This window comes from Mesorhizobium sp. B2-7-1, assembly GCF_006440735.1.
Classification (GTDB): domain Bacteria; phylum Pseudomonadota; class Alphaproteobacteria; order Rhizobiales; family Rhizobiaceae; genus Mesorhizobium.
The window spans coordinates 18,617-32,045 of record NZ_VFUA01000019.1 but is presented as its reverse complement, the minus strand read 5'-3'; the positions used below and the strand labels follow the sequence as shown (position 1 = coordinate 32,045).

13 protein-coding genes are annotated in these 13,429 nt (G+C 65.6%); 9 read left to right on the top strand and 4 right to left on the bottom strand.

Going from position 1 to position 13,429, the window contains the following annotated elements:
* Nucleotides 1-15 precede the first annotated feature (15 nt).
* The 9 genes from FJ471_RS10420 to FJ471_RS10380 all read left to right on the top strand — a co-directional run bounded on the left by FJ471_RS10420 (nt 16) and on the right by FJ471_RS10380 (nt 9,958).
* The gene (locus FJ471_RS10420; protein WP_140803108.1) at nt 16-465 is read left to right on the top strand and encodes a cobalamin B12-binding domain-containing protein; all 450 of its coding nucleotides are present in this window, start codon (nt 16-18) and stop codon (nt 463-465) included.
* 8 nt (nt 466-473) lie between these two features.
* Nucleotides 474-1,463 (top strand): methylmalonyl Co-A mutase-associated GTPase MeaB, encoded by a 990-nt coding sequence (gene meaB / locus FJ471_RS10415; protein ID WP_246684679.1) that lies wholly within the window; start codon nt 474-476, stop codon nt 1,461-1,463.
* The gene (locus tag FJ471_RS10410) at nt 1,460-3,151 is read left to right on the top strand and encodes a methylmalonyl-CoA mutase family protein (protein WP_140803064.1); all 1,692 of its coding nucleotides are present in this window, start codon (nt 1,460-1,462) and stop codon (nt 3,149-3,151) included. The genes meaB and FJ471_RS10410 overlap by 4 nt, the downstream gene beginning before the upstream one ends.
* 13 nt (nt 3,152-3,164) lie before the next feature.
* Nucleotides 3,165-3,926: an enoyl-CoA hydratase/isomerase family protein gene (locus tag FJ471_RS10405; RefSeq protein WP_246684678.1), complete on the top strand. Its 762-nt coding sequence runs from the start codon at nt 3,165-3,167 to the stop codon at nt 3,924-3,926.
* Between the two features lie 3 nt (nt 3,927-3,929).
* The gene (locus tag FJ471_RS10400) at nt 3,930-5,558 is read left to right on the top strand and encodes an AMP-binding protein (protein ID WP_140803063.1); all 1,629 of its coding nucleotides are present in this window, start codon (nt 3,930-3,932) and stop codon (nt 5,556-5,558) included.
* Nucleotides 5,559-5,583: 25 nt separating this feature from the next.
* Nucleotides 5,584-6,606: an AraC family transcriptional regulator gene (locus FJ471_RS10395; protein WP_140803062.1), complete on the top strand. Its 1,023-nt coding sequence runs from the start codon at nt 5,584-5,586 to the stop codon at nt 6,604-6,606.
* Between the two features lie 115 nt (nt 6,607-6,721).
* Nucleotides 6,722-7,489, top strand: coding sequence for an SDR family NAD(P)-dependent oxidoreductase (locus tag FJ471_RS10390; RefSeq protein WP_140803061.1), 768 nt, complete (start codon nt 6,722-6,724; stop codon nt 7,487-7,489).
* A gap of 23 nt (nt 7,490-7,512) precedes the next feature.
* Complete coding sequence (locus FJ471_RS10385) at nt 7,513-8,706, top strand: acetyl-CoA C-acyltransferase (protein WP_140803060.1); 1,194 nt, start codon at nt 7,513-7,515, stop codon at nt 8,704-8,706.
* Nucleotides 8,707-8,839: 133 nt separating this feature from the next.
* Nucleotides 8,840-9,958 (top strand): branched-chain amino acid ABC transporter substrate-binding protein, encoded by a 1,119-nt coding sequence (locus FJ471_RS10380; RefSeq protein WP_140803059.1) that lies wholly within the window; start codon nt 8,840-8,842, stop codon nt 9,956-9,958.
* Nucleotides 9,959-10,070: 112 nt separating this feature from the next.
* Here the strand turns inward: FJ471_RS10380 and FJ471_RS10375 are convergent, their stop codons facing one another.
* The 4 genes from FJ471_RS10375 to FJ471_RS10360 are packed head-to-tail and all read right to left on the bottom strand — an operon-like array spanning nt 10,071 to nt 13,427.
* Nucleotides 10,071-11,045: a branched-chain amino acid ABC transporter permease gene (locus tag FJ471_RS10375; RefSeq protein ID WP_140803058.1), complete on the bottom strand. Its 975-nt coding sequence runs from the start codon at nt 11,043-11,045 to the stop codon at nt 10,071-10,073.
* Nucleotides 11,042-11,920: a branched-chain amino acid ABC transporter permease gene (locus tag FJ471_RS10370; RefSeq protein WP_140803057.1), complete on the bottom strand. Its 879-nt coding sequence runs from the start codon at nt 11,918-11,920 to the stop codon at nt 11,042-11,044. Before FJ471_RS10370 ends, FJ471_RS10375 begins: the two co-directional genes overlap by 4 nt.
* 3 nt (nt 11,921-11,923) lie before the next feature.
* On the bottom strand, nt 11,924-12,634 hold the full coding sequence (locus FJ471_RS10365; RefSeq protein WP_140803056.1) for an ABC transporter ATP-binding protein: 711 nt from the start codon (nt 12,632-12,634) through the stop codon (nt 11,924-11,926).
* A complete protein-coding gene (locus FJ471_RS10360) occupies nt 12,627-13,427 on the bottom strand; it encodes an ABC transporter ATP-binding protein (protein ID WP_140803055.1) in 801 nt (266 codons plus the stop codon). The genes FJ471_RS10365 and FJ471_RS10360 overlap by 8 nt, the downstream gene beginning before the upstream one ends.
* Nucleotides 13,428-13,429 lie beyond the last annotated feature (2 nt).

The window sequence follows — 13,429 nt, the reverse complement described above, 5'->3', positions numbered from 1 at the left end:
ATGAGCGAAGCGAGCATGACCGAACAGGCTATGGGCGACGCGCCGGACCGGGACGCGGCGACTGGCACCATCCGCGTGCTTGTCGCCAAGCTGGGGCTGGACGGGCACGACCGGGGCGCCAAGGTGGTTGCGCGGATCCTGCGCGATGCCGGCATGGAGGTCGTCTACACCGGCCTCTACAAGTCGCCGGACGAAGTGGTGGCGGCGGCGGTGCAGGAGGACGTCGACGTCATCGGCGTCAGCCTTCTTTCCGGCTCGCATGTTCCGCTGTTCCGGGAATTGGGGCGCTGCCTGCGCGAGCAGAAGGCGGACCACATCTTCGTCGTCGCCGGCGGCGTCATCCCCGAACAGGACTATGCAGCCCTGTGGGACAGCGGCGTCGACGCGATCGTGCCGCAGGAGGCGAGGGCCGAACTGATCGTGACGACGATCAGGAACCTGGTTGCCGCTCGTGGTCGCATATGACCGTCTCCATGCCTTCGCGACCGGTGAAGCGCGCGGCATACAGGCCATCGACGGAGCTTGTGCCCGAGATCCTCTCGGGCAACGTTGCGGCCATCGCCCGCATGATCACGCGCGCCGAGGCCGGCTATCCTGAGGCAGCGCCGGCGCTGGCGGAAATCTACAGGCACACCGGCAAGGCGCATGTCGTCGGCATCACCGGCGTTCCGGGAGCCGGCAAGTCCACGCTCGTGTCTTCCCTCATCCGGGCTTTCGCGTCGGAGGGGCACAAGGTCGGCGTCGTCGCCGTCGATCCGAGCAGCCCGTTCTCCGGCGGCGCGATCCTCGGTGACAGGGTGCGCATGAGCGAGGCGGCTTCGTCCTCCCAGGCCTTCGTCCGCAGCATGGCGACCCGCGGCCATCTGGGCGGCCTCGCGCGATCGACGCTGCAGGCGGTCGACGTCCTCGACGCCGCCGGCTACTCGCCCATCATCATCGAGACCGTCGGCGTCGGCCAGGACGAGGTGGAGGTGGTGACGGCGGCGCACAGCATTGTTGTTCTCTCGGCGCCCGGTCTCGGTGACGACATACAGGCGATCAAGGCCGGCATATTGGAGATCGCCGATATCCACGCGGTCAGCAAATCCGACAAGCCGGAGGCGGCGGTGACCGTTTCGGCCCTGCGCGGCATGATGACCCTAGGCTCGGAAAGGGCGGGATCGAAATGGACGCCGCCCGTGCTTGCGGTCAGCGCAGTCTCGGGCGAGCGGCTCGGCGAGCTGAAGGACGCCATTTCCAGGCACTGGTCGCATCTGCGCGAAAGCGGCGAGCTGGTCGAGCGGCAGCGGGGCATTTGCCGGACGCGGATCCTTGGCGCGGCCAAATATCTTTTCCAGCGCAAATTCGATGAGCGGGCCGGCGAGATCGGAGAGCACATCCAGGCCGTCGTCAACAGGGACATGGACCCCGCCGGCGCGGCTCGCCTTCTGCTCGGCTGGACGAACGAGGGGCAAGCGACATGAACCTGTTCTCGCAAACCGCGCTCGAGGACATCCGCGAGAAACAGACCGCGTGGGAGGAGAAGGAACTCGCCGCCGCGCTTGGCAGCAGGCCGGAGGAAAAGCCGGTCTACGAGACCGAATGCGGCATTCCGCTGAAGCGTGTCTACACGGCCGCCGACATCGCCGACATTCCGGCCGACGAGCTCGGTTTCCCCGGCGCCTATCCCTTCACCCGCGGCGCCTATCCGACGATGTATCGCGGCCGGCCCTGGACCATCCGGCAGGTCGCCGGCTTCGGGAATCCCGAGGCCACGAACCAGCGCTACAAATACATGATCCAGACCGGCCAGACCGGGCTCTCCACCGATTTCGACCTGCCGACCCTGCTTGGCCTGGACTCGGACGATCCACGGGCCTTCGGTGAAGTCGGGCGCGTCGGCGTCGCCATCGACACGGTCGACGATGTCGACCGGCTCTTCGACGGGATCGACCTGGAAAAGATCTCGGTCTCGCTCACCATCAATCCGTCGGCCTGGGTGGTCTACGCCATGTATGTCGCCGTCGCGGAACGGCGCGGCTACGACCTCCACAAGCTGGCGGGCACGTTGCAGGCCGATCCGCTGAAGGAATACGTCGCGCAGAAGGAGTGGATCTATCCGGTGCGCCCGGCGGTGAGGCTGCTGCGCGACCTTATCATGTACAGCGCCAAGGCGACGCCGAAGATCAATCCGATCAGCCTCAGCGGCTATCACCTCTCGGATGTCGGCGGCAACGCGCTGCAGGAGATCGCCTTCATCATGGCCTTCACCATCGCCTATTGCGAGGAGGTCACCGGCGCCGGCATGGACATCGACGACTTCGCGCCCCGTCTGTCCTTCTTCTTCATCAGCCATCAGGATTTCTTCGAGCAGATCTGCAAGTTCAGGGCGGCAAGGCGCGTCTACGCCAAGATCATGGCGCAGCGCTTCAAGGCCAGGAAGTCGGAGTCCATGCGGCTCAGGGTGCATGTGCAGACCGCGGCGATGAGCCTGACCAAGGTCGAGCACCACAACAACCTCATGCGCACGGCCATCCAGGCGCTCGGCGCCGTGCTGGGCGGCTGCCAGAGCATGCACACCAACGGGCTCGACGAAGCCTTCGCCATCCCGACCGAAGAGGCCATGAAGCTGGCCATCCGCACCCAGCAGATCATCCGCGACGAGATCAACGTGACCTCCGTCATCGATCCGCTCGGCGGCTCCTATTTCATCGAGCGTCTAACGCGCGACATGGAGACCGAGATCTGGAAGCTTCTCGACGAAGTGGACGAGCGCGGTGGCGCCGTGAAGCTGGTCGAGGAAGGCTGGTTCCAGCAGAAGCTGGCGGACTCTGCCTACGCGACGTTCCAGAAGATCGATAGCGGCGAGAAGATCTCGGTCGGCGTCAACCGCTATGTCGACGAGGCCAGCCGATCGGCCGAAGTGCACATCCATCCTTATGACGAAGCGTGCACGCAGCTGCAGATCGATCGCCTCCAGGCGGTGCGGGCTGGGCGCGACAACGCCCGCGTCCGGGAATTGCTGAAGGAACTCGCCGAGCAGGCGAAGTCCGACGACATCAATCTTTTGCCGAAGACCATCGAGGCCGTGAAGGCGAAGGCGACGCTTGGCGAGATCTGCGCTGCGCTGCGCGAGGTCTGGGGCGCTTACGCCGAACCGATGATCGTTTGAGGAGAATGCCAAGATGGGGGACGAGAAGATGGGCGCAGTCATTTCCAGGCACGACGGCGCAATCGCCTGGGTCAAGCTTAACCGTCCCGAACGGTTGAACGCCATGAACAGGCAGCTCGTCGACGGGCTGTCCGAGGCGCTGGCGAAGGCCGAAGCGGACCCGTTGATCCGCGCCGTCATCCTGCATGGCGAGGGACGCGCCTTCTGCTCCGGCGACGATCTCAAGGACCTCGACTCCCAGACCACCTCGGAGGCCACGACACAGGCCTGGGTGGACGCCATCCAGAACATCACCCTGCAGATCATGCAGTCGCGCAAGATCGTCATCGCCGCGGTGCATGGCTGGTGCGTGGGCGGCGCGCTAGAATGGGCGGTGAATTGCGATTTCACGCTCTTCGCCGACAACGCGCGCTGGTTCTTTCCCGAAGTCACCTACGGGCTGTTCGTCACCGGCGGCATCACCGCGCTGTTGACCAAGCAGACAGGGCCGCAGGTCGCCAAGGAATTGATGATCCTGGGCGAGAAGCATGATGCCAGGAAAGCGCTCGAGGTCGGCATCGCCTGGAAGCTCTTTCCCGAGGGGCAATTGCTCGACGAGGCGAGAAAACTCGCTTTGGCGATAGCGGAGCGTCCGGAAAGCGCCGTGGCGGACATCAAGCAGGCCATCAACAACGGCTTCCACTCTTCCCTTGCCGACGCGATGGCGCTCGAGACCAGGGCCACGGTGAGCGGTTTCCTGTCTCCGGACGCTCAGGCGCGGGCAAAGAATTTTTGATCCATGACCATGCTCGAACTCGCCCCTTCCTTCTACATCCCGGGCCAGCACGACGACGATCTGGAGAACCGGGTGCTGCCGAAAATCCTGCAGCAGCAGGCCGAGCGCCTGGGCAACAGCCCGTTCATCGACATCTGCGGACATTCCGCCAGTTTCGAGGAGATGCGGATCGCTTCGGCCCGGTTGGCGCGCGGCCTGCGCGGCCTCGGTATCGGCAAGTCCGACCGGGTAGCAATGCTCTTGCCCAATTGTTTTGAGCTGGTCGCGACGTGGTTCGCCGTGTCGAGCCTTGGCGCCATCGAGGTGCCTAGCAATCCGGGCCTGAAGGGCGACCTGCTCTGCCACAACCTCAACAATTGCGGCGCCGGGGTTCTGGTCGCGGACGCCAGCGCGCTTGACGATCTCGCCAGGGTCCAGGACCGTCTGCCGGACTTGCGCACGCTCATCCTCGTCGGCGTCGATCCGGGCGAGGCCCGGGCGGCCGGCATCAGGATCGGCCGCATCGTCTCCTTCGAGGAATGCATGGCCGGACAGCCGGATTTCGATCTCGCCGACACCCATTATTCCGACCCGATGGCGATCCTCTACACCTCGGGCACCACCGGCCCGGCGAAGGGCGCATTGATGTCCCACCATCATTGCTATTCCTGGGCGGCGGGGATGGCGCTCAATCTCGGCTACACGACCACCGACAGCTATTTCTCGGCACTGCCGCTGTTCCACACCGACGCGCAGATGTTCGGGGTCTATCTGCCGCTGATCTACGGCACCCGCACGACGCTGGTCGACGGCTTCAGCGCCTCGCGCTTCTGGGACCAGGTCCGGGCCAGCGGCGCCACGGCGACGAACCTGCTCGGCGCCATGGCGGTCATCCTGTCGCGCCAGCCGCCCTCGGATGGCGACGGCGCCAATCCTGTGCGCATCTGCCAGTGCATTCCCATGGTGCCGGACAAGGAGGCGTTCGAGCGGCGCTTCGGCATGCGGCTCGTCACCGGCTACGGGCAGACCGAGACGGGTTTCGTGACCCTCGACACCGTGGGAGACACGAAAGAGGGCTCCTGCGGCCGTCCGCATCCCGATTGGGAAGTCGCGATCGTCGACGACAAGGACCGGCCGCTGCCGCATGGGTCCGTCGGCGAGATCGTGTCGCGCCCGCGCAAAAACTGGAGCATGTTTTCCGGCTACTACCGGGCGGACGCCAAGACGGTGCAGACGCTCAGGAACCTCTGGTACCATTCCGGCGACGCCGGCTGCCTGGACGAGGATGGCTGGCTCTATTTCAAGCACCGGCTGAACGAGGCGATCCGGCGGCGCGGCGAGAACATCTCGGCCTACGAGGTCGAGACCGTCGCCGAGAAGCACCCCGACATTGTCGAGAGCGCCGCGTTCGGGATTCCGTCGGAGTTCACCGAGGAAGACATCATGGTCGTGGCCCAGCGGCGGCCTGGCTCGACGCTGGAGGCGGCCGAATTGCTGGCGCATTTCCGAGCATCGGCGCCGCGCCACATGGTGCCGCGCTACATCGAGATCACCGACACGCCGCTTCCCCGGACACCGACGGAGAAGGTCGCCAGGACCGCCCTGCGGCAACAGGGTGTCGGCGCCGCCACCTTCGATCGCGGCGAGCGCTAGCAGAAGGAGGACGGAGCCCCACGCGATGCAGCGCCGGATGATCGCCCCCTGTTTCATGGACGACACGCTCGAATGCCTTCGCCGCCACGACGTCGAGGTCGAGCCTCTGTTGGCGAGCGTCGGGCTGCCGCCGGTAATTTCCGGGCCGATCTCGACCGAGCAATATGGCGCGCTCTGGCATGCCGTCGCGCAGGAGATGGACGACGAGTTCTTCGGCGAAGGCGCCAGGCCGATGCGGGCCGGCAGTTTCGCGCTGCTCTGCCAGGCGCTGCTCACCACCGAGACGTTGGAGCATGCCTTGCGCAGGGGCCTGCGCTTCCTGCGCGCCGTGCTCGACGATCCGCATGGCGAGCTGATCGTCGGGGATGGGCTCGCCGAAATCAGGTTGAGCGATTCCGGGCCGCTGCGCTCGGCCTTCGCCTACCGCACCTTCTGGATCATCGTCCATGGCGTGAATTGCTGGCTGGTGGGCCGGCGCCTTCCCATCCGCTGGGTGGATTTCAAATGCAGCATCCCGCCGACGGGAAGCGACTACCGTCTGTTCTTCGGTGCGCCGGTGCGGTTCGACCAGCCCCAGAGCCGCCTTGTCTTCGACGCCGAATTCCTGAAGCTGCCGGTCATCCGCGACGCCTGCGGCTTGCGCGAATTCCTGCGCAAGGCACCGGCCAACATCCTCGTGCGCTACCGCCATGACGAGGGGCTCTCGGCGGCCATACGCGGACGCCTGCAAGCCACCGCGCCGGCGGCGTGGCCGAGCTTCGAGCGGCTTGCCGCCGGCATGCGCATGCAGGCGCCGACCTTGCGCCGCAGGCTCCAGTCGGAGGGCCAGAGCTACCGGTCGATCAAGGACGAGATGCGCAGGGCGCTGGCGATGGAGGCCCTGCTCAACGGCAGACGCAGCGTCGCCGACCTTGCCGCCGACATCGGCTTTTCCGAGCCGAGCGCGTTCCATCGCGCATTCCACAAATGGACCGGCAAGAGCCCGGCCCTGTTCCGCCGCGAAGCCTCGTCCGATATCGATCTGCGCGACAACGCGTCGGCGAACTGACGCGCAGGCAAAGCAGTCCCGAAACATTGCAAAATCGATCACCAAATCTCGGTCCTACGGTCATCGTATGCCACTTCGCTTGCAGCCAATATGCCCTGAAGACGGGGCATGTTGGATGCAGATTGAAGGCAAGACATTTCTGGTGACAGGGGCCGGCTCCGGTTTGGGAGCGGCCGTCACCCGCATGCTCGCCGGCGAGGGCGCCAGCGTGCTGGCGATCGATATCAACGCCGATGCGGGCCAGGCGGTGGCAGCCGGATTGGGCGGCAGGGTGCGTTTCCAGCAGGGCGACGTCACCAGCGAGGCCGATGGCGTCGCCGCCATCCGGCTTGCGATGGATGTGTTCGGACGCATCCATGGGCTGGTGAACTGCGCCGGCGTGGCGCCGGGCGAAAGGATCGTGGGACGCAACGCTCCGCATTCCCTTGATCTTTTTGCCCGCGCCGTCGCCATCAATCTCGTCGGCACTTTCAACATGCTGCGGCTCGCCGCGGCGGCGATGGCGGAGGGCGAGCCCGACGCCGGCGGCGAGCGCGGCGTGATCGTCAACACGGCCTCTATCGCGGCCTTCGACGGGCAGATCGGACAGGCGGCTTATGCGGCGTCCAAAGGTGGCGTGGCCGCGCTGACACTGCCGGCCGCGCGGGAGCTGGCACGGCACGGCATTCGTGTCGTCACCATCGCGCCCGGGATTTTCGAGACGCCGATAATGGCCGCCATGACGCAGGAGGTGCGCGATGCCCTGGGCGCCAGCGTGCCTTTCCCGCCGCGCCTCGGTCGTCCGGACGAATATGCCGGCCTGCTGAAGCACATCTGCGAGAACACCATGCTCAACGGCGAGGTCATCCGCCTCGACGGCGCGTTGCGCATGGCGCCGCGCTAGCCCGGCAACAACGGAGGAGTTTTTTGCGCCAGCATGCAGACCTTGTCGTAATCACCGGAGCAGCCAGGACGCCGCTTGGCGGGTTTCAGGGCGTTTTCAAGAACGTTGCGGCTGCCGAACTTGGGGCCACCGCGCTCCGCGCGGCCTTGGAACGGTCGCGGGTCGGGATCGGATCCGTCGATGAGGCGCTCGTCGGCTGCGTTTTGACCGCGGGCCAGGGGCAGGCGCCGGCGCGTCAGGCGGCGCTCGCCTCAGGCCTGCCTCTGGGCGTCCCGGCCACCACCGTCAACAAGATGTGCGGTTCCGGCATGATGGCGGCCATGCTTGCCCATGATCGCATTGCCGCCGGCAGCGCGACGGTTGCCGTGGCGGGTGGCATGGAGAGCATGACCAACGCACCCTACCTGCTGGAGCGAGCGCGCTCCGGATACCGCATGGGGCACCACAAGGTCGTCGACCATATGTTCGTCGACGGCCTGGAAGACGCCTATGACAAGGGCCGTCTGATGGGAACCTTTGCCGAGGACTGCGCCGAGGCCTTTCAATTTACCAGGGATGCCCAGGACGCATTTGCCATCGACTCCCTGCGGAAGGCGCAGAAGGCGATCGCCAATGGCGATTTTGCCGACGAGATCGCTCCTGTCGCCGTCAGGGATGGTGGGGTCGCTCAGGCCGTCCATGAGGACGAACAGCCCGCAAAGGCGCGGCTGGATAAGATACCGTTGCTCAAGCCGGCCTTCCGTGACGGCGGCACGGTCACGGCGGCCAATTCTTCCTCGATCTCGGACGGCGCGGCGGCGCTTGTCCTGATGCGCGGTTCGGATGCGCAGAAGAGGGGTATCGTGCCACTCGCCGCAATCCGAGGCCATGCCACGCATGCGCAAGCTCCGGCTCATTTCACCACGGCGCCGATCGGCGCCATCCGCAAGCTCTGCGCGAAAACTGGATGGAATGTGGGCGACGTGGATCTCTTCGAGATCAACGAGGCTTTCGCCGTGGTGCCGATGGCGGCGATGCGCGAGCTCGATCTGCCGGCAGACAAGGTGAACATCCACGGCGGCGCCTGCGCGCTTGGCCATCCGATCGGCGCTTCGGGCGCGCGCATCATCGTCACGCTGGTTTCGGCGCTTCGCAAACATCGTCTCAGGCGCGGCATCGCGGCGGTTTGCATCGGCGGCGGCGAGGCTACCGCATTGGCGGTGGAACTCATGTCCTGAACCGGTCGCAACGGCCTGACCGCCGCCCGACGGCACAAGCGGTCCGCGCCAACTCAAGTCAGCTCGATGCGTCGGACGTGGGCATCGCATCGAAGCCTCAACCAATGCCCACCACGCAAAATGGGAGCCTCATATGAAGAAATATCTCTTGTCCGCGGTCGCCGCGGCCGCGCTTGTCGCCTTCGCGGGCAACGCCTGGGCGGACATCGTCATCGGCGTAGCCGGACCGATAACCGGCCCGAACGCGGCGTTCGGCGCCCAGTTCCAGAAAGGCGCCGAGCAGGCCGCCGCCGACATCAACGCGGCCGGTGGCGTGCTCGGCCAGAAGATCAAGATCGAGATCGGCGACGATGTCTCCGATCCGAAACAGGGCATTTCGGTCGCCAACAAATTCGTCGCGGACGGCGTGAAATATGTGGTCGGCCACTTCAACTCGGGCGTGTCGATCCCGGCCTCGGAAGTCTATGCCGAGAACGGCGTGCTCGAGATTTCGCCGGCATCGACCAACCCGCAATACACCGAGCGCGGCCTGTGGAACACCTTCCGCACCTGCGGCCGCGACGACCAGCAGGGCAAGGTCGCGGGAGACTATATCGCCGCGAACTTCAAGGACGCCAAGATCGCCATCGTCCACGACAAGACGCCCTACGGCCAGGGCCTCGTCGATGTCGCCAAGAAGGATCTGAACGCCGACGGCATCACCGAGGTGATGTATGAAGGCATCAATGTCGGCGACAAGGACTTCTCCGCCCTCATCGCCAAGATGAAGGCAGCGGGCGTCACGCTGATCTATTTTGGCGGCCTCCACACCGAGGCGGGCCTGATCATGCGCCAGTCGGCGGACCAGGGCCTGAAGGCGACGCTGTTCTCGGGCGATGGAATGGTCTCGAACGAGCTCGCCTCGATCGCCGGCGATTCCGTTATCGGCACCTTGAACACCTTCTCGCCGGACCCGCGCAAAAACCCCGCCGCCAAGGACATCGTCGAAAAGTTCCGCGCCGCCGGCTTCGAGCCGGAAGCCTACACGCTCTACTCCTACGCGGCGGTCCAGATCGTCGCCGCGGCGATCGACAAGACCGGCTCGGCCGACGACGCGCAGAAGGTCGGCGCGACCATCAAGGCAGGCGGCCCGTGGAAGACGGCGATCGGCGACATCGGCTATGACGAGAAGGGCGACATCACGCGTCCCGACTATGTCATCTACGAATGGAAGAAGGGCGCGGACGGCAGGCCGACTTACGCGGAGAAGTAATCTACCGCCCAGGCGAGGTGAGTCTCCGAGGATGCCCGGATAAGACCGGGCGTCCTCGCCGGGATCGCGGATTTGCCGTCGCGAATGCCGATGCCGGCGATGAAAGCCGTCGTCAATTGCGGCTGGTTCGACTTCGCTGCAGCCAGCCGTTCAGCCCGTTCGGCCATGCAATGACGAAGACCGCCAGCAGCAGCCCGAGACCGATGTTGCGGTAGTCGGACAGCTCCCGCATGCCTTCGTCGGCCAGCATCAGCACGGCGGCGCCGAGCAGGGGACCCCATATCGAGCCGAGGCCGCCGATGACGATCATCGCGATCAGGAACAGCAGCGTCGAGAAGGAAAACACCGTCGGGCCGACGACGCGGAAATGGATGGCGTAGAAGCCGCCGGCGATGCCGGTGAAGAAGGCGGAGACCGCGAAGATCCAGAGCTGGTATTTGAAACGGCTGATGCCGCGCGACATGGCGTAGTCCGGATTGTCGCGCAACGCCCGGAAGGCGAGGCCCAGCGGTCCCCGGATGACGACGATCGAGATCGTCACTGCGACCGCCAGCAGCGCCAACCCGGCATAATAGTGGGCGACATACCACTTCGACGGGAACAGCGCGCGCAGGCCGATGTCGCCGAACTGGCCGATGCCACGCACGCCTCCGAACAGCGGCATGCAGCCGCCGACCGTGGTGAAGCAGTCGGTATCGTTGACGATGAGCACATACATGACCTGCGCGATCGCCAGCGTCAGCAGCGCCACGTAAGGGCCACGCAGGCGCAGGCACGCGAGGCCGATCAGCATGCCTACCGCGACGGCGACGACGCCGGCCATCGGGATGGCGGCAAGCATCGGCACCTTCCAGTAAAAGCCCAGCATTGCGGTGGCGTAGGCGCCGGTGGCAAACAGCGCCATCTGCGCCAGCGAGAAGATCCCGCCTATGCCGAGCACGAGGTTCCACTGCACCACCACGATCGCCCAGATGAAGAACAGCGTCGACTGGGTGATGACGTAGCGCCCGGGCATGGCAAGCGGGAGCGCGGCGGCGAGAGCCAGGCAGATAATACCGATCAAGATGTCGCGGCGGATGGATGTCATAGGCGTACCACCTGCTGTTTGCCGAACAGGCCGTAGGGCCGCCAGATCAGCACGAGGATGACGAGAAGCAGCAAGGTGGCGAAGCTCCAGCGCACGCCGAGCACATACTGGGTGGCGGCCTCGAGCAGGCCGAGCGCGATCGCAGCGATCACGGCGCCGTAGACATTGCCAAGCCCCGCGACCACGCAGACGATGAAGGCCTTCAGCATAGGGTCGCCGCCCATCACCGGGGTCAGGGTGGCGATCGAGCTGATCATGATGCCGGACACGGCGGCGAGCGCGCCGGAGAGCGCCAGCACCTGCGCGTAGACGCGGCCGACCCTGACGCCCATAAGCTGTGCCGCCTCGCGGTTCATCGAGGTGGCGCGGATGGCGCGGCCGGTGCTGGTGCGCTGCAGCAGGATGGCGACTGCCACCATCAGCACGATGGCGACGCCGAGGATGAAGACGTTCTGCAGCGGTATGTGCACATTGCAGATGACGACCTGGCCGCCGGCCGCGAGCGGCTGCGGGATCGGATAAGGTCCAAAACCCTTCAGCATCAGGTTCTCGATGACGCTGCCGATGCCGATCGTGGCGATGAAGATGTTGGTCTCGAAGTTCTCGGCTCTGAGCAACGGCAGCGCCGCGCAGAAATAGATCAGCAGCCCGACCAGCGCGCAGACGAGCGCGGCGGCGAGCAGCGCCAGCGCCGGATTGAGGCCGGCATGGACGATGGCCGCGTAGCAGATATAGCCGCCGAGCGTCAGGATGGCGCCATGCGCCATGTTGAGCATGTTGAGCGAGCCGTAGACCAGCGAGAGGCCGATGGTGGCGACCGCGTACATAGCGCCGAGCGTCAGGCCGGAAGCGATGATCTGGATCACGACGTCCATCGCTCACACTCCGAGATAGGTTTCGATGATTTCCGGGCGCGCCATCAGTTCGGCGCCCAGGCCCGACCAGGCGATGCGGCCATTGTCGAGCAGGTGGATCATGTCGGCATGCTCGGCGATCCGCTCGGCATTCTCCTCGACCAGAAGGATGGTGCGGCCCTCGCGCCTGAGGTTGAAGATGACCTCGTAGATATGCTCGATGACGATCGGGGCCAGTCCGAGCGAAGGCTCGTCGAGCATCAGCACCGCGCCGCCCGCCATCAGGCCGCGGCCGATGCCGCACATCCGGCGCTCGCCGCCTGAAAGCGTGCCGGCGGTCTGGTTGCGGCGCTCCTTCAGCTTGGGCAGCAGCGCAAAGACGAAGTCCAGCCGCTCGGCCAGTCCGCCGCTGTTGGCATAGGCGCCCATAAGAAGGTTCTCGTGCACGGTCATCGCCGGAAAGAGCAGATCGCCCTGCGGAACCTGGATGACGCCGCGTTCGACGATCTGGTCGGGGCGCAGGCGGTCGATGCGCTGGCCGTCGAGGCGGATCTCGCCCGACGTCACTGGGACAAGTCCGGAAATCGCCTTGAGCAGGGTGCTCTTGCCATGGCCGTTGGGGCCGACAATGGCGGTGAGCTCGCCCTTCCTTGCTGACAATTTGATGGCGTCGAGCACGATGCGGCCGGCATAGCCGGCGCTGGCGTCGACGATCTCGAGCGCCGCCTCAGCCATGCGTGTTTTCCATGAAGGAGCGCAGCCGCTCGGAGGCGCCTTGGCCGAGATAGACGTCGACGACGGTGCGGTCGTCGAGGAGCTTTGTCGGCAGCCCTTCGAATATCTTTTCGCCGTGATGCATGATCATGATGCGGTCGGAGAGGCGCACCAGGAAGCGCATCACATGCTCGATGAGGATGATGGTGACGCCCGCCGCCTTGATGGCGCGCACGGCATCCATCACACGGTCGACCTCACGCGCGGTGAGGCCGCCGACCGGCTCGTCCATCAAAAGCAGTTTCGGCTTGGTCGCCATGGCGCTCGCCATCATCAAAAGCTTGCGGTCGAGCACCGGCAGCTTGCCGGTGACCTTGTCGGCGCGGTCGGCGATGCCAAGCATCTCAAGCGCGGCATCGGCGGCCTCATGCGCGGCGCGGCCGGCGCGCAGCGTCGGCACGGCCCGGTTGCTGCGGCCGAAATAGGCGCCCACCAGCACGTTCTCGCGCGCGGTCATGCTGTCGAAGCCGGCATTGAGCTGGAAGGTGCGGGCAACGCCGGCATGGCAGATCTGCTCGGGCGCATGCCCGGTGATGTCCTGGCCGTCGAGCACGATCGTGCCGGTGGTGGCCGGGTTCAACCCCGAGATCACCTCGAACAGCGTCGTCTTGCCGGCGCCGTTCGGTCCGCCGATGCCGAGGATTTCTCCCGCCCCGACATCGAAGGACAGATCGCGGACCGCCGCCAGCGCGCCGAAGGACTTGCCGACATGCCTGCCCGACAGCAATGGCGTCGCGGCGGCGTCTTGCGTCATCC